This is a genomic window from Flavobacterium branchiophilum FL-15 (assembly GCF_000253275.1).
In the GTDB taxonomy this organism is placed as follows: Bacteria; Bacteroidota; Bacteroidia; order Flavobacteriales; family Flavobacteriaceae; genus Flavobacterium; species Flavobacterium branchiophilum.
The window spans coordinates 2,654,427-2,676,661 of record NC_016001.1 but is presented as its reverse complement, the minus strand read 5'-3'; the positions used below and the strand labels follow the sequence as shown (position 1 = coordinate 2,676,661).

General features: G+C 27.0%; 16 protein-coding genes. All 16 read left to right on the top strand.

Annotated elements, in window-relative coordinates; translation table 11 throughout:
- Positions 1 to 425 precede the first annotated feature (425 nt).
- The 16 genes from FBFL15_RS11610 (at position 426) to FBFL15_RS11535 (ending at position 21,889) form a co-directional block, all read left to right on the top strand.
- Positions 426 to 1,565 carry a tyrosine-type recombinase/integrase gene (locus FBFL15_RS11610; RefSeq protein WP_014084782.1) on the top strand — a complete coding sequence of 380 codons (1,140 nt, stop codon included), beginning with the start codon at positions 426 to 428 and terminating at the stop codon, positions 1,563 to 1,565.
- A 110-nt stretch (positions 1,566 to 1,675) separates the two neighbouring features.
- Positions 1,676 to 1,945, top strand: a complete 270-nt coding sequence (locus tag FBFL15_RS11605) for a helix-turn-helix domain-containing protein (protein ID WP_014084781.1) — start codon at positions 1,676 to 1,678, stop codon at positions 1,943 to 1,945.
- A 448-nt stretch (positions 1,946 to 2,393) separates the two neighbouring features.
- On the top strand, positions 2,394 to 3,233 hold the full coding sequence (locus FBFL15_RS11600) for a hypothetical protein (protein WP_014084780.1): 840 nt from the start codon (positions 2,394 to 2,396) through the stop codon (positions 3,231 to 3,233).
- 285 nt (positions 3,234 to 3,518) lie between these two features.
- Positions 3,519 to 4,592, top strand: a complete 1,074-nt coding sequence (locus FBFL15_RS11595; RefSeq protein WP_014084779.1) for a site-specific integrase — start codon at positions 3,519 to 3,521, stop codon at positions 4,590 to 4,592.
- 63 nt (positions 4,593 to 4,655) lie between these two features.
- A complete protein-coding gene (locus FBFL15_RS11590) occupies positions 4,656 to 5,663 on the top strand; it encodes a hypothetical protein (RefSeq protein WP_014084778.1) in 1,008 nt (335 codons plus the stop codon).
- A 464-nt stretch (positions 5,664 to 6,127) separates the two neighbouring features.
- On the top strand, positions 6,128 to 6,460 hold the full coding sequence (locus FBFL15_RS11585) for a helix-turn-helix domain-containing protein (protein ID WP_158309102.1): 333 nt from the start codon (positions 6,128 to 6,130) through the stop codon (positions 6,458 to 6,460).
- The gene (locus FBFL15_RS11580) at positions 6,453 to 7,340 is read left to right on the top strand and encodes a hypothetical protein (RefSeq protein WP_014084776.1); all 888 of its coding nucleotides are present in this window, start codon (positions 6,453 to 6,455) and stop codon (positions 7,338 to 7,340) included. Before FBFL15_RS11585 ends, FBFL15_RS11580 begins: the two co-directional genes overlap by 8 nt.
- Positions 7,341 to 7,407: 67 nt before the next feature.
- Complete coding sequence (locus FBFL15_RS11575) at positions 7,408 to 8,712, top strand: ATP-dependent DNA helicase (protein WP_014084775.1); 1,305 nt, start codon at positions 7,408 to 7,410, stop codon at positions 8,710 to 8,712.
- Positions 8,713 to 9,138: 426 nt separating this feature from the next.
- Positions 9,139 to 10,038, top strand: coding sequence for a hypothetical protein (locus tag FBFL15_RS11570; RefSeq protein WP_014084774.1), 900 nt, complete (start codon positions 9,139 to 9,141; stop codon positions 10,036 to 10,038).
- Positions 10,039 to 10,129: 91 nt separating this feature from the next.
- Positions 10,130 to 10,924: a Hachiman antiphage defense system protein HamA gene (locus FBFL15_RS11565; RefSeq protein WP_014084773.1), complete on the top strand. Its 795-nt coding sequence runs from the start codon at positions 10,130 to 10,132 to the stop codon at positions 10,922 to 10,924.
- 1 nt (position 10,925) lies between these two features.
- On the top strand, positions 10,926 to 13,412 hold the full coding sequence (locus FBFL15_RS11560) for a DEAD/DEAH box helicase (RefSeq protein ID WP_014084772.1): 2,487 nt from the start codon (positions 10,926 to 10,928) through the stop codon (positions 13,410 to 13,412).
- Between the two features lie 12 nt (positions 13,413 to 13,424).
- Positions 13,425 to 14,141, top strand: a complete 717-nt coding sequence (locus tag FBFL15_RS11555) for a hypothetical protein (RefSeq protein WP_014084771.1) — start codon at positions 13,425 to 13,427, stop codon at positions 14,139 to 14,141.
- 232 nt (positions 14,142 to 14,373) lie between these two features.
- On the top strand, positions 14,374 to 18,252 hold the full coding sequence (locus FBFL15_RS15815) for an Eco57I restriction-modification methylase domain-containing protein (protein WP_014084770.1): 3,879 nt from the start codon (positions 14,374 to 14,376) through the stop codon (positions 18,250 to 18,252).
- Between the two features lie 91 nt (positions 18,253 to 18,343).
- The gene (locus FBFL15_RS11545) at positions 18,344 to 19,546 is read left to right on the top strand and encodes a hypothetical protein (protein ID WP_014084769.1); all 1,203 of its coding nucleotides are present in this window, start codon (positions 18,344 to 18,346) and stop codon (positions 19,544 to 19,546) included.
- Positions 19,533 to 19,988: a three component ABC system middle component gene (locus FBFL15_RS11540; RefSeq protein WP_014084768.1), complete on the top strand. Its 456-nt coding sequence runs from the start codon at positions 19,533 to 19,535 to the stop codon at positions 19,986 to 19,988. The genes FBFL15_RS11545 and FBFL15_RS11540 overlap by 14 nt, the downstream gene beginning before the upstream one ends.
- Positions 19,985 to 21,889: a DUF3732 domain-containing protein gene (locus FBFL15_RS11535; RefSeq protein ID WP_014084767.1), complete on the top strand. Its 1,905-nt coding sequence runs from the start codon at positions 19,985 to 19,987 to the stop codon at positions 21,887 to 21,889. The genes FBFL15_RS11540 and FBFL15_RS11535 overlap by 4 nt, the downstream gene beginning before the upstream one ends.
- Positions 21,890 to 22,235 lie beyond the last annotated feature (346 nt).

The window sequence follows — 22,235 nt, the reverse complement described above, 5'->3', positions numbered from 1 at the left end:
AATTTATATTTAACTAATAATCAATATTATAACAACCTATTTACTCTTTGAATAATAATGTTTTTATACAAAATAAAGAGGTGTATTTGCCCTTTGAATTAAAAATAGCAATGTTGTACATCGTAAAATTTATTTTTGGTATAAAGTATCGCATTTGAGATAATAATTATTGTAACTTCTTTAAAACGATATTGTAGATGATTTTAAAAAGATAGATTCAATACAAAGTTTGAATAATAACGAAAATTTGAGAAGGAATAAATAGCCTTATTAACCTTTGAAATGTCTGTTATATTCTGTGTTTAGAAAGTAACTAATAGGTTATAGAATTTACAAAGTAGGTTATTTTATAGGGTTTACTGTTGTTTGTGTTACTAATTAGGCGGGACTTTACACCATAATTAGTAACCGAAAAAGAGTAAACGATGAAAATATATTTATCCGTAAGAAAAGGGCAACAGTCTAAAAAAAATGCTGAAAAAGGTAAACCAAAAATGAATAGTTTGCTTTTGATGTATAATGATGAGGAAAATAAAAAAAGAAGTTATGAGTTTTTGAGATTATACCTTTATGATAAACCAAAGAACTTTTTAGAAAAGGAACATAATAAAGAAACGCAACTATTAGCAGAATCGATAAGAGCCCAAAAAATATTGGATTTACAAAGTAGAAAACACGGTTTTGTAAGTAGTGTTAGTGGTAAAATTGGATTTTTGGAATACTTTAAATTAGTAGTTGAGAATAAATGTGAAAGTAGTGGAAACCATGGAAATTGGTTAAGTACTTTGAAACATTTAACTAACTTTTGCAAAGGTAAAGATGTTCAATTATCGAAAATTGATGATTTGTTTTTGGAGAGTTTTAAAGTTTACCTTTTGACGAATAAAATATCATCGCGATATGAAAGGTTATCCCAAAACTCTGCTTTATCGTATTTTAATAAAGTGAGAACTGCTTTAAAAGAAGCGTACCATAGTAAAATGATTGTTGAAAATCCGATAAATAGAGTAAAAGGAATAAAAGAAAAAGAGACCGACCGACAATATTTGACTTTGGAAGAATTACAACTTTTGGTAAAAACGGATTGTGATTATCCGATAATGAAAGACGCTTTTTTATTTAGTTGTTTAACGGGATTACGTTTTTCGGATATAAAATCGTTAAAGTGGAAAAATATCTCCTTTGATAACCAAAACGGATATATGATAAAGTTTATACAACAAAAAACTAAAGGAGTAGAACACCTCCCTATAAGTGAACAATCTATAAAAATAATAGGAGAAAGAAAAAATGAGGAGGATTTTATCTTTGAAAATTTAATTTATAGTGCGTACCACAACAAAATATTACATAAATGGATTGAAAAAGCGGGGATTGATAAACATATAACATTCCATTGTGGAAGACATAGTTTTGCTACTTTACAATTAACAATGAATACGGATATTTATACTGTTAGTAAATTGTTAGGACATAGACATTTAAAAACCACTGAAATATATGCAAAGGTTATTGATAAAAAGAAAATAAACGCAGTAGCTAATATGCCTGATTTGAATTTATAAAGTAAATTCTCTATTGTAAAATCGTTCCGATTATCTGAAAACTACCGTAGTTTTTGAAAGATAATATTTAATCGAAAAATCGAAATCGTAAATATTAAAATCAAAAAATTATGGTAGTTAAAAGTAGTCCAAAAGAAGTAGTAGAACTTATTAAAATAAGAGGTTTTGCCAATACCGAAGAAACCTCTATTTATTTAGGTTTAAGTGTACATTACATTAGGAGATTAGCAAAAGATAAAGTGATAAACTCCTTTAAACCAAACGGAAAATGTATTTATTTTAAGGTAGAAGATTTAGATAATTTCCTTTTGAGTAACCGAAGAATAAGTAACGAAAAAATCGCACAAAAAGCGTCGAAATATTTATTTAGTAAAAAATAATGTAGTTGGTGCTTTAAGGTAGTGGCTTAATTAAATAAAAAAGTTGTTGTGTATTCCAATAATAAGTAGGGAATTTACAAAATAAATGAGGGAGTCGAAACCATTGTAACAGAGTGTAAATCCAAATACTGAAAGGTGTTTGGGTTTCTTTTTTAAGAGAGATGTCTATTGTATAAGAGAAAAAAATGTAATTTTGCAGAAAATAAAAAGGTTTATGTAAATATCTAAAAATAAGTAAAATATAATATTGCGTTTTGCAAACTAACTGTATCCGAAAAGTCGAAATTTCAAATGTAGTACAGGGGAGTTTAGTAAACGCTCGAGCTTGGCTTGGGCGTTGCTTTACTTTGTACTACAGGGCTTCGACTCCCTCGGATGCGAGTATTGTGATGGTTCAAGCCTTTTTATTTTAGGGTTTTCGAAATGCAATTTTTAAAAATAAAATTGTATGAAAACAAAAATTAAATTATTACAGACTTTATTAGTGGTGGTTTTGCTCTCTAATATAAGCTATGGGCAGGAATTTAGTAATTTTAGTAATGTGGAAGAATTCTTTAAACTTACTAAAAAAGAAGTTGAGAATAAAATTGTAAATGAAAATGGGTATAGGTTGAAATCTAAAGATAAAGATGGAACTATTACCTATATAAAGAAAAATTCTGTTTATACATTTGCTGTAAATTTAGTTTTTAAGGGAGATAAATTAAAAATAATTGGTTGGAATGATGTAATTAATAGAGGTCAGTTTATAGTGAGTGATATAGGTAATGATGTCAGTTATAAAATTGATGAAACAAAAACTAATGATTATTTGGGAGTTTTTACCTCTAAATCTATTGAAAAAGGATTTGTAGTATCTATTTTTAAAACACAACCGAATTTACAAAAAGGAATGATTTCATTTACTTTGAGCAATGTAGGGAGTAGTAAAACAAAAAGAGTAAATACCAAAGAAACATTAATAGAGAAAGAAACCAAAGAAAATGAGCCTGCTTTAATAAAAGATATTTTTGATAAGAATGGGAAAACTTACATTTCTTTGGATATTGTACAAATTCGATATATAAACCAAACCGATTATAAGATATTTAACCAAAATTCTAAAATTAGAACTTTTGAAGTTTTAGAGAATGTAAAAATTAAGGATAATAATTGTAGAACCATAGCGGAGACCGATTATCTAATAAAAAACAGAGAAAGACACATCTCAAAAAAGAACGATGAAATTTGTATGTTCTCCTCCGTTGATGGAATTATTACAGAAATTAATTTTGGTTGTTGGAATTAGTGAAATATTTACATTTTGAAACAGTGATTTTTACTAATTGGGCTACTACTTCTTAAATTCTCCGTTATTTTAGTGTAAAGTTGATTTCTGTATCGGAAAGTAAAGCACGTCCACAAAAGGAATCCAAAAGATTAAAATAGAAAATTTACCCCTTAAAGTACAACGGATTCCGTGTGATTAAAATTTCTTTTTGATTCTTTAGGATTGAAAATAATCCAAAAGTTGTATTGATTATTTATTGATTATAATTTTATGCTCAATAAACTCAATAAAAATTAATACAAAATGACAGTTACACTTCGAAAAAGAGAACTAAAAGACAAAGGTAGATTTGCACTTTATTTAGACATCTACATGGATAAAAAACAAATTCAAGAAAACTTGAAATTGTATTTAGAAAGTGAGAAAGGTAATTCAACTGCAAAACAGATGAATAAGCAAACTCTTGAAATTGCAGAAAAAATTAGAGTTGAAAGATTATATCAAATACAAAATGATGCGTTTGGTTTTAAAATACCCGAAAAAAAATATTTTACTTATAATGAATATTTTCTTGAACTTCTAAAAGAAAGACGAAGAACAGGTATAAATCAATGTACTTGGGAAAGTGTATATAGACATTTGAATAATTACAATAAATCAATTTTATTTACTGAAATTACTGAAAGATATTTGGAAGAATTCAAATCCTATTTATTAAGCAAAGTAAAAATAAATTCGGCATCTTCATATTTCAATATAGTAAAGCACACCATACATGAAGCATATAGAAGAAGATTAATGAAAGAGAATCCAGCCGATAGAGTTAAGTGTATAAAACAAGTTGATACCCATAGAGAATATTTATCAATCGATGAAATTAAAAGTCTAATTGAAACCTCTTGCAGATATGAAGTATTAAAACGAGCATTTCTATTTTCTTGTTTAACTGGTTTACGTTGGAGTGATGTTCATAATTTAAAATGGAAAGATATTAGAGAAATAGACGGAATTACTCATATAATATTCACTCAAAGAAAAACTAAAAATGCAGAAGTATTACCAATTTCAGAAAATGCAACAGAATTATTTTCAGAAAGAGGAGATGAAAACGAAAGAGTGTTTGTAGGATTACGATATAGTTCTTATTTTAATACTGCATTATTCACTTGGGTAACTAATGCAGGAATTAAAAAGCATATAACTTTTCATTGTGCAAGACACTCAAATGCGATATTACTATTAAATAATGGAGTTGATATTTTTACGGTTTCTAAAATGCTAGGGCATAGGGAGTTAAAGACCACGTCTATATATGCAAAAGTTTTAAATCAAACTAAAATTGATGCAGTAAATAAATTACCGAGTTTTAATTTTTAAAAAATAAAAATGATGTTTATAAATTTGTTATGTAAGTTTGATAATTAAAATTCAAAAGAAACTATGAGAATAAGTCAATTTCAAAAATATTCACAAAAAGAAAATACAGTAACAAATAATGTTCTATTGATGTTTTCTAGACTTAATGACTTGAATATTAATTATTATAAATCAATAATAGAGCGATTAAACGAAGGTAATGAGCAACAATCCTATTATCCTCAACCTATTTTTTCTCAACAAATTGGCATAGGAAACGGAATTATTGATGGACAAATTGAAGTAAGAGCTTCAAAAATATTAATTGAAACAAAATTAAATCATAAAGAAATTCAGAATAAACTTGTAAAATATGGAAAGGTATTTATAGAGAATAGTCAAAACCAACTATGGCATTTAAGTTCAAAAAAATTTGATGATAATGAAGTAATAAACATTAACAATAAATTAAAAGAATTATATCCAAACATAAAAATTCAATTCAATAACTTGCTATTTAATGATTTAATCGAAAATCTTGAAGGTATTTATGAAGAGCATACTCACGACACAGAATTAAAGTTACTAATTGAAGATTTTTGTAATTACTGTAATGAAAGTAATTTAGTTTCTAATGAAGAATATAATTTATTGATTGTACCAACTGGATTTTCATATAAATGGAATATGAAGAATAAAATATACTACTGCCCTAAAAATTGGCATAGTCAAAATTTTAAATTTTTAGGTCTTTATAATAATAAATCAGTCAGGACTATTTCTGAAATCGAAACTATAATAATAGCGGACTTTGATTCTAATACAAAGAAATTGAATATTCACAGTAAAGGACATAGTCAAGAACAAATTAATAGACTACATTTAGGTTTAAGTGAATTAGGTGAAACACATAATGGATTGAAATATTACATATTTCCTAACGATAAGTTTTTTGAAACTAACTTTAAAAAAGTTTCCCACGGAGGCATACAAGGTCACAGATATAAGGATTTAAGAGATTATTTGACGATGCAGGATTATATGGATGTAAAACTAATTTCCGAAGAGCTAAAAAAAGTTACTTGGCGATGAAACCATCAAATTTTGTTATTTCTTAAAAATATAAATGAAGACAGACTTTTTAGTTTGTCTTTTTTGTTTGAAATTAAATAATCCTAGTAGGTAAATATTCTTTTTGCTTCTTTTAGATTACAGTTTAGGACAATCACTAATTTATCATCAAAAAATTTCTTCAAGTAAAATTAAATCTCTAAGTTTGTAATGATTAAATATAATCACTTATATAGTTATTAACAGCCCGTCATTATATATCGTCGTAAAGACATCAACCCAGACATTGAGGCATCGTTAATAACAAAAAAAAAGGCTTACCAAATTGCCAAGGTCTTGTCCTAAAAATCTGAACTCTAATGAGTATAAACAAAATGCTTGTGTTTCGATTATCGCCTGTAGATACGATATTTGAACCAATGCAAATGAGCAAAATGTAGAATTTTTCTATGTGATGCATGTTTATAATTAAAAAAGAATCAGAAATGAAAGACAATTCGCCGTCAATAAATGACGAATTATTATCAGCTATCGAAAAATTAATCGATAAGAAATTCAAAAACTTATTAAGTATACAAAAAGACATCGTGGATGTTTCGGACGCTTCTTTTATATTAGGCGTATCAAAAGGAACAATTAATAAAATGTGTTCCCGCAAGACCATTTCATATTTTAAACCTAAGGGAAGTACAAAGGTTTATTTTAAAAGGAGTGACTTAAATGCTTACATGACAGAAAACCGTTTTATGAGTAAAACAGAAATGGAAGCTAAAACTCAAAGTTTCTTTCAAAATAAGAGAGGAGGAGGTTTTGTTTGATTCATTATCATTTCAGGTTGAAAATTTTGAGAGAAAAGACTTCAATAAACTTATCTCAGATTTTATACAAAAATCTCCTTTAGATAAAGGGGATTGGTACCAAACAGACTGGCAGAATTTGAGGATAAATTATTTTCCTAATCAGAAAAAGATTAAAATTTCTAATTCACTCCACAAATTTTACAATTCAGAAATTGCAGGATTAGGAAGATTTAATCATAATGATTTTACTTTTGAACAAGTTAATGAAACTATAAATTACTTTGAAAATGCCTTTAATAGAAGTTCCAAAGAAATGAAACTATTAGGTAGATTTGAGTATGGTTTAAATATTAATACTCAATCTGTTAAGCCATTTGATATAATTGACCGGTATCAGTCAATAGTAACGACTGCCACTAATAGTTTTAACTTAATGTACAGAAGATTTCAAAAATCGACGTGCAAATTTTGCTCATTCACTCATTACACAGTCAAATGCTATGATAAAATGAAAGAAATGGGAGTTTCAGGGGATAATATATTACGATTTGAAATTGTAAATCATTCATCAGTTAGAACGAAGCAGGTTTTTGGAAAAAAAGATGTTTCTCTTGAAGATTTATTAGATAAATCAACTTGGGATAATTGTCATAAATCTATGATAAATTCTTATGATTCAATAAGAATGTTAGGTTTCCCATGCGATGGCGTAAGTAATTATACAAAGTCACTTTGTTACAGTTTTGCTACCTTAAACAAAGACTACAAACGTCATTTGAATAAAATAATCGGCGAGTTAAAAATCGCTCACGATACTATTAAAAATTCTTCTAGTAACCCTCACAGTATGGTTAGAGATGGATTAATTCATAACTATCAAAAGTTGTTATTAAATTGAAACAAAAACAATCAAGTTTTATCTCTTGTATTATATAGGGTAAAACTTAACATTAAAAAGTATCATTATGAAAAATATAAACATTAAAATTTTTAAAGATAATATCATTGCAAATAAAGTATATGATATTATATTAAACACGAATAAATCTCTATTTTTAACAGGTAAAGCAGGAACAGGAAAATCAACTTTACTAAAGTGCATTTTAAAAGATGTTAAAAAGAAATTTATAGTATTAGCACCTACGGGAGTTGCAGCTAAAAATGTTGAAGGTTTGACTATTCATTCGTTTTTTAAAATACCTTATCATTTAATAACTTCAAATTTCAAATTAGTAAATGAGATTGTTTACAAAACAGAAGAACTTTTATTAATTCGTGAACTTGAATTAATTGTAATTGATGAGGTTTCAATGATGAATTCTGTAATGCTTGACGTTATTGATAGATTGTTACGAAAACATAGAAATAGTTTGAAGCCATTTGGTGGAGTACAAATATTATTAATTGGCGACCCTCTTCAATTACCTCCTATTGTAAAAGATGAGGAGTTAAGAATAATTAAAAACCATTGGGATAGTGTTTATTTTTTCGATTCTAAATGTTTTAAAAATGCAATAAAAAACATTTTTGAATTAACAATTTGTTATCGACAAAATGATTCTTTTTTTATAAATATTTTAGATGGAATGAGAACAAATACATTAGCAGATAACGAATTTGAAATTTTAAACAGAATATGCAAAGAAAATAATGAAACTATTAATTCTAATAAAAGTATCCTTATAACTCCACATAATAAAATAGCAAGGTTTGAGAATCAAAATAGATTAAATAAGATAAAAGGTAAAACATTTGAATATATCTCATTAGAAGCTGGTACATTTAATAAAAATGATTGTAATGCAGAAGTATTATTAAAACTTAAAACTGGTTCTAAAGTAATGTTTATAAAAAACAATAAGTTTAGAGGTTATACAAACGGCACTTTAGGAATAGTAGAGGAATTATATGAAGATGTTATTGTTGTAAGAACCGAAGACAATGCAATTATCAATGTTTTGAGAGAAGAATGGATTGAATACAAGTATGGAATCAATCTAATAACAGGAGAATTTGAAAAGAATGAAATCGGAATTTTTAGTCAATTCCCCTTAAAATTAGGTTGGGCAATAACTGTCAATAAAAGTCAGGGATTAACTTTTGATAGTATTCATTTGGATTTTAGATGGGGTGCTTTTTCAACAGGGCAAACATATGTTGCATTTAGTAGATGTAAATCTATTGAAAAAATCACTACTTCAACTCCTATTCTAAAAAAAGATGTGTTCGTTGACCCAAGATTAATAAACTTTTACAAAAGTATATATTAATAATATAGGCGAGGTTAATCCCCTCGCCTTTCCTGTTTTAAAAAGCATATCTAATAATTGATATTAAAAAATAAAAAGCATTGCGGAGATTTAAGCTAAATATTAAAAAATCAAAGTCTTTGGCATAAAGGTTGATGGAATTTGAAATAAAACATTTAATTTTACCAAAAATTTTAAAATTATAGATATAAAGAACAAATAATTAACAAATTATAATAATTGCATTTCGCAAACTTATTTCTGTCCTTGAAAAGTCGAAAATTCATCAGTAATACAGAAAAGTTTAGCAAAATGCTCAAGTTACGGCTTGGGCGTTGCTTTACTTTGTATTACAGGGCTTCGACTCCCTCAAGGGCATTGTAAGGTTAACTAACCCAAGCTCTTTTTTTGGATAGTTTTCATAGAAGTGCTTAATCCTAATTAAGTATGAAAACAATAAAAACACTTCTTATTACGTTATTAATTACAACTACAGCAATATCACAGAAAAAACTTGAAAAAGTAACATTTGAATATAATTCTAATTTAAGCATTTACAAAAATGAAAATGGAGATTTGCTTCCAAAAAAAGAATATTTTTTAATCAAATTTGAAGATCCAAAACAAATTTTTTCAGAATATACAGAATTTGAAAATTTACCTAATGGAATAGTTAACATTACATCAAGAAATGTTTCATTTAGTTATGAAATTAAATATTTAAAATCCGAAGGAGATAGCTTTTATTATGTAGTAGTTAGAGACCCTAATTTTACAGGAATCAATGTTATTATTATAACTCGTAAAAAAGGAGTTATAGAGAACGTTAAATATGATAACATTCTCCAATTAGCAAGTTTTACGGATAGAGATTTTAAAAAACCTCTCTTTTTTGAAAACTATTACCTAGAATTTAAGGGCAAAAGAGAATTATTTTCAGAACCTATTGTAAAAGATTCCGTTTCCTCATCAAATAATGAAGTAAAAAAGGATAGTATTCCAAATAATACAGTAGTTGAGAAAGAAAATAAAGAAGGTTATACAACTGTTTTAAAAAAGGAAGAACTTATCGCAAACTTAAATAAATATATAATTACAAATACAAGTTATCTTTACAATTCAACAAGTATAAATGGGCAAAAAATATTAATAATCGAAAAAGACAGAGAAATATATTCAGAAGAAAAAATAATCTCTCTTAAAAAGAAGAAAAAATCTGCTTTAGGAGAAGTGTTAATTAAAAATAATATAGAACAAAATGACTTCTTAAAATGTATTTATTTCGATTCTAAAGGTAAAGTTTATTATGGTTTTGTTTTAAAAAGTGATATTAAAATGAACCAATAATCCTTTATTGTTATTGCTCAACTTTTAAATTAAGTAACCCTTGAATAACGGTTACTTTTTTTATATTTGTTAAATTTCAATTACTTCAAATATGCCAATAAATGGAATTAAACATATAGAATCATCAAACTACTCAATATTTTATATTGAAACTTTTTCAGATGAATTAAAACAGATTATTAGAGAACAATTACAAGGTATTTGGTACGGTTTTTCAACTGTAGATGAAATGCCTGAATTCTACTCATATAAAAATACGTTAAGCTCTTTTATTGACAGATACAAAGATAAAGCAGAAGAAACCAAAAAGGGAATGATTGGTGAACTTCTTTCTCATATCTTACTAAATCATCAAGATAATAATTTAACTTCTTTATCAATACTGAAAAATAAGGAAGATAGAAGTATAAAAAAAGGATTTGATATAATTTATTGCCACATCGAAAATAATAAACTTTGGTATTCTGAAGTAAAGTCTGGAAGAAGTGAAACAGGTGTAGAAAATTCAACTTCCTACAACACAATACTTCTCAATAGGTCAAAAAGTGGAATTAATTCAATGATTGAAGAAAAAAGGCAATCATTATGGGAAAGTGCCTTAATTGATGTTACATTAACCATAAAACAAAGTGATGGTAAATTAAATTTAAGTAAACTATTAGCAGATGATTCTCCAATTGTTAATTCAAACCAAAAGAAAAACGTTATCTTAATCTCTTGTTTATATCACGATTTAAGCGATGAATTATTAGAAAGTAGTGTTTCTAACTTTTACAATTCGACCGCCACAGAGAATTTGTTTGAAGAGATAATTGTAATTTCTATTCAAAAAGAAACTTATAATGTTGTCGAAAATTTTTTAAGAGATGAAATAACAATTACTTAGTATGATTACAAATATATTAACCCTTAAAGATTATAGGAAAGAAATAAATAAATCTCCTTTTTTCAAAAGAGTATTTGATTCTTTGATTCTAAATAAAGAATTAGAGGAAAAAGAGATTTTCGCTTTACTCAAAAATGCAATATTGTTTGTAAACTTTGGAGATATTGACCTTCAAAAATTAGGGTATAAAATTTTAATAAACTATTCGATAAAATATAATGATTACAAACCTTTATATGATTTTGCTATAAATAAAGGTTATATTCCAATTTCAAAAATGGTTGAATTAAAACATACAGATTCAAACAAATTTGAGAAGCATTTTTTTAACTTATTTTTCTCAGTTTATCAAGAAAATTTCAAAGAAAAAAATTATTATATATCAAGCGGTCAAAAAAAACTAATCGAATTTTCAAATCAAAATAATTCAAATTTTGTACTAATAGCCCCTACTTCTTATGGTAAATCTGAAATAATAGTAGATAAAATATATTCTAATATTGATAAAAAAACCTGTATAATAGTTCCTAGTAAAGCATTATTAGCACAAACAAAAAAAAGGCTTTTAAATAGTAATAAAGAAACTAATATTCAAAGAATTATTACGCATCCAGAAATGTATAAAGGCAATGAGCAAAATTTTGTTGCAGTTCTAACCCAAGAAAGACTTCTTAGATTATTACAAAAAAATGGTTCGCTTAAGTTTGATTTAGTTTTAATAGATGAAGCACATAATTTATTCGGTGAAAAAAGCGATAATAGTAGAGCTACATTATTAGCACAAACAATTATGATTCTAATGAAAAGAAATCAAAATACTATTCTAAATTTCTTTTCTCCTTTTATAGCAAATCCAAACAACCTTAAGATAAAACAATCAAATTATAATTTGAGTTCACAGAATACAGATGAGTTCATAAAATCTGAAAAGTATTTTACTTGTAATTTATTTAATAGTGATGGAGAACTTAAAATATATAATCAATTTTCAAATACTTTTTTACAAACAAGTAAAAAGTATGATGATATATTCCAATTATTAAACAGCGAAATGGCTAATAAAAATATTATTTATTTTAATAGCCCAAAGCATATAGAAAGATTTTCAAGAGAATTTGCTAATAGTATTCAAAACACAACTTTAAAGATTGAAGAAGTATCTACAACAATTTCAGATTTTATTCACCCTGATTACAATTTAATAAATTGTATAAAAAAAGGAATTGTATATCATCATGGGGGAATGCCTGAAATTATTCGACTTTACGTTGAAGATATATTTTCAAAAAGAAGTGATTTAAACTTTGTTATTACCAGTTCTACGCTATTAGAAGGTGTAAATATTCCAGCAGAAAAAATATTCTTATTGTCAATTAAAAAAGGAAGAGGAAATTTATCAGTGTCTCAATTTAAAAATCTTATAGGAAGAATAAACCGTTTTAGCGAAATATTTAATTATGAGAATGGTAATTTAAAATTATTAGAACCTAATATTTATATCGTTAAAACTGATTATGAAAACAAACGTGCTAATATTGAAAAATTTATTAGTGAAAGAGCTAAAACAGAAATTCAATTTGATGATGACGTAAATAATTTATTTTTAAAAGATGAAATAAATCTTAATGAAACTCAAAAAGTAGAATTGAAAAAGTCGTTAGAATACTTAGAAAACATAGAACCAAATTCAACTAGGCTTGAGAATGTTAATTATGTACAATCTGAAATTGCTCAGTTATGTTATAAAAATAACATCTACGATTTCGATATAAAAGAAAATGAATTTTTACTATTAAGAAATTTAAATCTTTATAAATTATTAGATAATAGAAATTTAATATCTACAAGTAATGAATTAATTGAAGCAATATTTCTAATTTTTCTACAAAATATAGAAATTACAGATAATAACTTAAAACGATTGAAAAATGTTCCAGCAAGAAAATTTTATTCAATGATTTTAGAGTGGAGAAGTTCTAGTTATTCTTATAAAGAAATGATTGGTAGTTTTATGAGATATTGGAGCACTTTAACAGGTGATGCACAAAATATATATATAGGGGAAAAATGGGGAGAAGAAAAAAGGGAAGTTACAGATATTAAAAAACTATATGTAGACTTAAGAAAAAAAGATAATATCGAAAAAATTAATTTGGCAATACTTAAAATTAAGGAGGAACAAGATTTTGTTGAATTTAATTTGTTAAAATACATTGAAATTTTAGCAGAGTTAGAACTAATTGAAAGTAACTTCTATGAAAAAATAAAATATGGTAGTTCAGATAAAAATATTATTACCTTATTAAAGAATGGGTTTTCTATAGAATTGGCTAAATGTATTGTTAATGTAAAATATTCAAGTTTCATAACACTTAATAATCAAGTGGATGAGATTTTAATTAATGAAAAAATAGTTAATGAAATGGAAATAAATGGAGAAAATAGAATTTTAATTTTTGAAATAAAGTATCACATAAATCACCTATAAATAAAGTAATAAATGACAAAAAAGAAATTTTCAATTGATTTAAATAGCTTTCCCAAATGGGGAGAGATTAATTGGATAGATTTAGAAATAACCAATTCAATTTATGCACTTGAAAAACTTATAGAAGTTCAAGATGAAGCTTTACATCAAGTTGAAGAAGATTTATTTAGAAAAATAAAGAATACTGAACGTTCCAATGGTGATTTAGATGAAATGACGTTAGACATGTATGTAGAGCATTTACATGGTATTGAACAAAGAATTATTTTGGAGTTTGAAAGAATTCAAGACTCTTCACAAATCACAACTATTTTTTCAATTTTTGAAAGCAAACTAAAATTAGTTTGTGATAATATAAGTTCTGAATTTAAATACAATCCTGAACCAAGAAAAATAAACTCAATTATTCATAAACATTGGCATTTTCTCAATTCATTTTTACAAGAAGATATTAGACCTTTAGAAAAACACTTTACACCAATTTATAATAGAAATACTTTAAGAAATATAATTGTTCATCAAAATTCAATCGCAGATATTAAACAATATAACGAATTAAAAAACTTTAATGGAATATCATTTTATGAAGGCATAGATTCTTATTATATTTATGAGATTAGTAAAACTTTCATTAGAGAACTTTTAGCTTTAGTTAAGTTGTTTTTTGAAATACTTATAAAAATTTTGACTAAAAAAACTAATCAACTATGGACTATGAAAAAAGAATAATTTTATTTGTAGATATATTTAGGATTTGCAAATGAAGTTATAAAATCTAATAACAATATTTCCAAAATATAGCAATTTAAAAATATTTGAAAAATAAATAATAAAGTAGCTTTTATTGAGTATTCATTGAGCCAGTCTCAAAACCCCACATAAACAAAGGTTGCATTACATTTTGTATCGGGAAATAAAAATGATTATTTTTATAATCTATTAGACATAAATAAAAACTGTAATGCCATTATTTCAAACCTCAGTACTCAAGAAATATTTGAGCCAACAAGATACTGCCAAAATCACGACCGCTTATACTGAATATGCTGCCTATTTTCATCATTCGGCTATACAGGAAAACATTCGCAACAGCAAAGAAGAACAATTTCAGGAAGGCTTTCTGCGAGAATTGTTTGTAACCATTTTGGGCTACACCCTTAATCCTGCACCTCATTTCAACCTTACAACCGAATACAAAAATGTCAAAGACAGTAAGAAAGCTGATGGAGCAATCTTAATTCCAATGGGTGATGACCCATTGAAAAATAAAGTAATTGGCGTTATTGAACTCAAAGGCACCAACACCACCGATTTAGGCAAAATTGAAGCACAGGCATTTGGTTATAAAAACAACCAACCCGAATGTGTGTATGTCATTACATCCAACTTTGAAAAATTACGTTTTTATATTGACAATGCTATTGAATACCTAGAATTTAACTTGTTCCAATTGAGCAAAGCCGAATTTGAATTGTTGTATTTGTGTTTGGCTTATGACAATATTAAAAACAATGTTGCCAAATCCATCAAAGACCAATCGGTAAGTGAAGAAGATACCATAACCAAAAAACTCTACAAAGATTACTCGCTTTTTAAACGAGAACTGTTTCAGAATTTGGTGCAACTCAACCCGCAATATGACCCGCTAGAAATGTTTCAGAAATCGCAAAAACTACTCGACCGCTTTCTGTTTATTTTCTTTGCCGAAGACCGCAATTTATTGCCTACCAACTTGATTTTCAGAATCAACAAAGAGTGGCAACAATTGCAGCAAATGCGAATACAAGTATCGTTGTATGATCGTTATAAAATTTATTTTAACGACTTGAATACAGGTGCCAAAGTGCAATTGCCTGCCTTTAGCCAAACCAATGCTATTGACAAAGAAGAACATCACATTTTTGCCTACAATGGCGGATTGTTCAAACCAGACGACTTACTAAACAACCTGAATATTGGCGATGCCATTTTATTTGAACACACCCAAAAATTGAGTAATTACGATTTTGCTAGCGAGGTGGACGTGAATATTTTAGGACATATTTTTGAAAATTCGTTAAACGAATTAGACGAAGTAAAAGCCCAATTGGAAGGTGCCGAAATTGACAAAACCAAAACCAAACGCAAGAAAGACGGTGTTTTTTATACCCCAAAATACATTACCAAATACATAGTAGAAAATACGGTTGGCAAATTGTGTGAAGAAAAACGCCCCCTAGCCCCCGAAGGTGGAATTTTGTCCAAACTTCCCAAAAAACAAAAAGAACAATTATTAAAAGATATTCAAGAATATAGAAATTGGTTGTTGCAACTCACCATTTGCGACCCCGCTTGTGGCTCTGGTGCTTTTTTGAACCAAGCCTTGGATTTTTTGATTGCCGAACACCAATATATAGACGAGCTTCAAGCCAAGTTGTTTGGCGATGCCATGGTTTTGAGCGATATAGCCACGAGTATTTTAGAACACAACTTGTTTGGGGTGGACTTGAACGAAGAAAGTGTAGAGATTGCTAAACTCTCCCTTTGGTTGCGAACGGCACAACCCAACCGTAAGCTAAACGACCTCAACAGCAATATTAAATGTGGCAACTCCTTAATAGACGACCCAGCCATTGCTGGCAACAAAGCGTTTAATTGGCAACAAGCGTTTCCTAAAGTATTTCAGGAAAAAAATAAAAAAGCATATCATATTACAACAGCACTTCATGATAGCAGAACATCGCAACGAATGATTGATTACAAGGTTAGAGAAAAGCGAGATATGGGAACAAACCCATATCCTAATGTGCAATATCTTACAAGTCAAGAAGAGCATATCATTGTAAAAGAAATACATGATATTGTAAAAGCCGATAATCTAAAAATAGTAGAGTTTAATGTTTGTAGAGATCATATCCATATTTTATTAGTATGTGAAGAAAACGAACTTTCCAAAATTGTACAAAAAATAAAAGCCAAAACAGCGAGAACGGTAAATATACATAGGGGTATTACTATAATCAACAAACCTTCTACTGCTACAACTAGGGAGCAGGCTCCCTCGACGAGAGACGAAGATACGACTATAGTAGGAACAAGGGAGCAGGCTCCCTTGTCGGAAGTAAACGAAACGATAGAAAACGGAAAAAAGCGAGGCGAAAAACAAAATAGTTTGTGGACTCAAAAATTTGGAAGCAGTGAAATAAATACTGCCGAATATTTGCATAACACGATAGCCTATATAAAACGCAACAGAGAGAAACACGAATTACCACCACACGACAAACAAACGCAATATTATTTAGAAAACATGCTTTGCACTCTAGAGGAAGCTTTTGAAACTGAATATAAAGGTGGTTTTGATGTGGTTATTGGGAATCCGCCTTATGTTCTGGTTTATGATTTTGTTTTGAAAGCAGAATTAGAAATGAAGTATGAAGTTTTCAGAAGAAATAATGATTTATACAGCTCATTTTATGAACTTTCCATAAATATTTTAAAACCAAATGGAATACTTGGTTTTATTACTCCAAATAGTTTTGTTAAAGGGGATTATTTTTTAAACCTAAGAGAGTTTTTTATTAAATATCAAATTAATTCTATAGTTGATTTTAATAATTTTCTTGTTTTTGATGATGCTAATGTTTTTTCAGCTATTTTAATTTTAGAAAAGAAAAAACCCTTTAAAAACTGGCTATTAAAAAGTGATTTAGAAACCATTAAAGGAGAGATAGAGATTGGTACTTCTACATTTATTCAAGATAACATAATATTAAAAAAGTTTTCGAAAGAAAAAGTTTTCGAAGATTTTTTCCACATTAAAGATGTTGGATTTAATTATTGGTCAATTGGTGGTGAAAAAAAACGAGGAAATTCAATTGGAGATAGAGTTTTATATAAAGGAATTAAGCAAAAAAACGAAGACATTCCTTACACAAAAGGAAGTAATTTTAATAGATATACGGGTATAGAAATTGAAAATTTTTTAAAATTTAATTATAAAGATTTTTTAAATGAAAATGATACTTTTAGATTTTCAGAAATATTTTTAAAAACAAATCCTAAACTAATATACAGACAAACATCAAGTTCACTAATTGCAACAGTTGATTTTGAAAGTAATTATTGTGATAAAACAGTTCATATTATTGTAAATAAAGATAATATTACAATTAATTATTTATATTTAATGACAATTTTCAACAGCAAACTATTAAACTATTTTTATAGATTGTCTACAGAAGAATTAGGCAGGGCATTTGCACAAGTGAAAACAGTTAATGTAAAAAAATTACCTTTTATACTTTCAAAAAACCAACAACCCTTCATAGAAAAAGCAGACCTTATGCTTTCTCTAAACAAGGATTTACAAGAAATATCTCAAAAATTCCAGCGCATGTTGCAAAGAAAGTTTTTCTCATCAGTTCCGACAATGGAGCCTACTCCATTGCCTAATCCAGCTCCATTGCCTAGTCCAGCTCCATTGCCTAGTCCTGCTGTTACATCAATGGAGCAGGCTCCATTGCCTAATACTGCTGCATTGCCTAGTCCTGCTGTTACAACAATGGAGCAGGCTCCATTGCCTAATCCTGCTCCATTGCCTAATCCTGCTCCATTGCCAAAGAAACTCCAAGAGTGGTATATGCTTTCATATTCACAATTTATAATTGAGCTAACCAAAAAGAAAGTAAAACTTTCCCTATCTGAAGAAGCAGAATGGGAGGATTATTTCATGCAAGAAAGTAAAAAGGCTTTGGATTTAAAAGCGCAAATTGATACAACAGATAAAGCCATTGATGCAATGGTGTATGAGTTGTATGGGTTGAGTGAGGAGGAGGTATTAATAGTAGAAAATATTTAGGGTATGGAAAAAGAAATAAAAGAACTTTCAGCAAAAGTTGATAAAATTTTTGAAAAACAAGAATTAAATATAGAATTAATAATAATAAGTTATGGCAGTAAAATTTCAAGATAGGACAGCTGCTGATAAAAAGGAAATAGGATTTCATTATCAGCATTATTTCGCTTTATTTTCATTATTGAAATTAGATTCAAATGAATATTTAAGTATTGAGGAGAAAGATGATGTTGTAATTTTTAATGAAAAAGGAATAAGATTAATTCAACTTAAACACACTTTACAGAATAAAAAAGACGGAGAGTCAAAAAATTTGTCATCTAAAGATTATTCATTGTGGCATACAATTGATAATTGGATACAATTGATTTCAGATGAGGATGATGGAAGAAGCGAAAGTAAAAAGCAAATAGAGTTTATTAATACATCTATTTTCAGTTTAGTAACAAATAAATCTAAAAGTAATGATAATTTGTTTTTAGAGAATTTAATCAAATATAAAGATGGGGAAATAAAAATTGATGAATTTAAAATTAATATTGAAAAATTAACTGAGAAGAAAGGTAAATCTAAATCTGATAGTGTTTCTGATAATTATATAAATAAGTTTTTAGGATTTGAGCACTGTGAATTATTGCTAAAGAGAATTGAAATAAGTTTAAATGTTGATGATTTAATTAATCAGATTAAAAATTATATAAAAGTTAATTTAGCAGTTAAAAACTATGAGGATGCTTTTTATGAGATAGAGGGAAGATTGAGAGTATTAAATTATTTGACCATAAAAAATCATGAAAAGATATTGTATTCTAAAGTTGATTTTTCAAAAAAAATACTAACTCCTGTTTTAGAAAAAATAAGAAGTACTAAATTTCATGTTATTAAAGAAAAATATAAGCCATATTTAAAATTAGAAGAGGAAATTTTTGCAAAACAATTACTTGATATTAATATTAGCCTTGAAGATATAAGAGAATTATCATATTCAATGCAAATATGTTTGGTTAACTTGAAAAGATGGGAAGAAAGAGATAATTTAATATTTTCTGAAGACAGAGAAGCCTTTTTTAAAAGCGCAATTAAAACTTGGAAACACTTGCATGGCAAAAATCACAGAAAGCAGGATTTTGAGTTAAATAATTCTTTGGATTGCCATTCTGATTGTATGATGCAAAATTTATATTTATGTTCAATAAGAATGGATGATGACATTTCAAATGGTGCATATATTCATTTAAGTGATATTCTCAAAATAGGTTGGGTAAAAGAATGGGAGGAAGCATATGAAAGACAATAAATTCCTATATAACAATGAGGGAATTGCTATAATTGCAATCCTGGGAGTATTATCAAAAATGGAAAAATTAGACTATCCAAAAGTGTTTTTAATTTTACCATTATTATTAAATGACAATATAGTATCGTTTGTAAAAAATAAAAAATCAACTGTTATTGGTATTCAAGACCTTGTTTCTAGAAGAGTTGAGAGTTTTACAAATTTCAATAAATCATATGAAAGTTTTTTTACACTTACATTCAACTCAATTTGCATTGCAGAGGAATTAAAGCTAATAAGATTTGAGAAAAATGAGATAGTCTACATTGACAATGCATTTGATATAGAATCAATTAACTTTGGAGATAGAGCTTCAAATATTATTATGGCTTCAACTAAAATCATAAATGTTTTAAAAATAGATGCTATTCAATTATATTCAACTTTAAAAATCAGAATATGAATTTTTATATAAAAAAAATTAAGCTTTGGTTTAATAATTCAACCACTCGAGATTTAGACTTTTTACCAAATAAAATTAATGTAATAACAGGAGATAGTACTACAGGTAAATCTTCAATTATTCGAATAATTGACTATTGTTTTTTATCTAGTGAAACAGACATCTCTCCCAAATTCATAGGGGAAAATGTTAAATGGTATGGAATATCATTTTGTATTAATGACAAAGATTATGTTATTATAAGAGGGGCAATTACAAATAATGACACAAAAAAGAAGTTTTACTTTTCAGATATTGGATTAATGCCAGAGAATCCAGAATCTAATATTAAAGATACTGAATTAAAAAAAATATTAAGTAGAGAATTTGGTATTGATTCAGAGACAATTTTTACTGGTTCAAGCAATATTAAAGCTGGTTCTAAAATTTCGTTTAGATACTTTCTTTGGTTATTTTGTATTCAAAGGCAAGAAACTTTATCTAGTGGATATTATTTGTTTGATAAGCATGAAGAGACAAGATATAAAGAATCTTTGTCAATAATGAAGATTTTGGATTGGGTTATTGGAGCACAAACTCCAAAAAATATTATTTTAAAAAATGATATAAAAAAATTAGAGACTGATTTAGAAAAACTTGAGAAAAGAAAAAATATTGAAGAATCAAACAAATTAAAATTCAAAGAATTATTAGGAGATTTATATTTAAAAACAAAACAATTAAATTTAATAAGTCAAAATTTATACGAGGATGGAGAAATTGTAGAGAAATTAAAGAGTTTAATAGTTAATGGTTTAGGAGATGTTGAAACTACGCCTTCAGAAATTAGTATTTTAAGAAAAAAGAAAGTTGAAATTCAATTAAAGTTAAGAAATCTGAATCAATATTTAAAGGAAGATAAAGAGTATAAAGAATATTTGAAAACTGATATGGATAGTTTGTTTCCAATAAAATATCTTAAAGACAATTTTAATGATTTATTAATTTCTAATACATCTTCAAATCTGATTGAAAATCTTGAAAACGAATTTGAAAAGTTACAATATTTAACCAAAAATACTAAGATTGGAAATTCTTTAACAGTCGATGTAAGTAAGGAAATCAAAATATTAAAAAAGGAATTAGATGAAATTAATAAAAAAATTGAACAGCATCCTGATTCTATTAGTAAGATTTCATCGGAAAGAGAAAAGTATATACATTTAGGTTATGTAAAAAGTAAGCTAGAAGATTTTGAGGATAACTCTGAAGCAGAAAAGAATAATGAGTTAAGTAAATCAATTAGTGAAAAAATTGAAGAAAAATTAAATGAGTTAGATGAAAATCCAGAATTTAATAGACTAATACTAAGTTTTCTATATGATTATATAAATAAGTCTTTAATTACTTTAAAAATAGAGAATTATGTAGATTATAAACCATTTTATAATGAATCTACAAATAAAATAGATTTAATTAACTTAGAAACAAAGGAAATTATTAAATGGCAACAGTTAGGGAGTGCTTCAATTTATTTATATCTTCATTTAGCTTTTTTTGGAGGATTACATGAATTTATCAATTTAGAGAAGAATAATCTATATGTTCCATCTTTTTTAATACTTGATCAAGTCAGTACACCATATTATGATCAAACTAAAAAAGAGAAAAAGGTTAAAAGAATTGATGATATTGATATTAATGATTTCTCAGAATCAGATAGAGATAAATTAAATAAAGCGTTGATTTTCTTGGACGATTTTATTTCAAAATTTATTAATAAAAAGAAACAGTTTCAGATTATTCTTCTAGAACATATACCACAAAATGTTTGGATTGAAGAAGATTTAAATAATTTTCATTTAGTTGATGAAAGAGAGTTTAAAAATGGAAATAAATTAGTAAATCCAGAAAACATCTAATTTATGTGAGTAAAGAATATTTTTCAATTTTTCTCTTATTAATATTAGTAAAAGGGTTATTAAAATAACAGAAATATGCAACAATTAAGAAATGTAAAATACAAATTAGATAATTCACCGCTCGTTCACAAATCCTATCCCATCAAAAAACAAATAACAAAAAAAAACATCCCCAAAAAACAGTAACAAAACCACCAGGTAACACCCCTTCTTTAAAACCACCAAAAAGAAGTACAAAATAAATAGTTTGTTTAATCATGAACCTAGAAAATAGTATAGCAATCCTAGCAAATGTAGTAGCCATTATAGTAGCGGCTAAAAATGATACACCTATATTTTCTCTTTT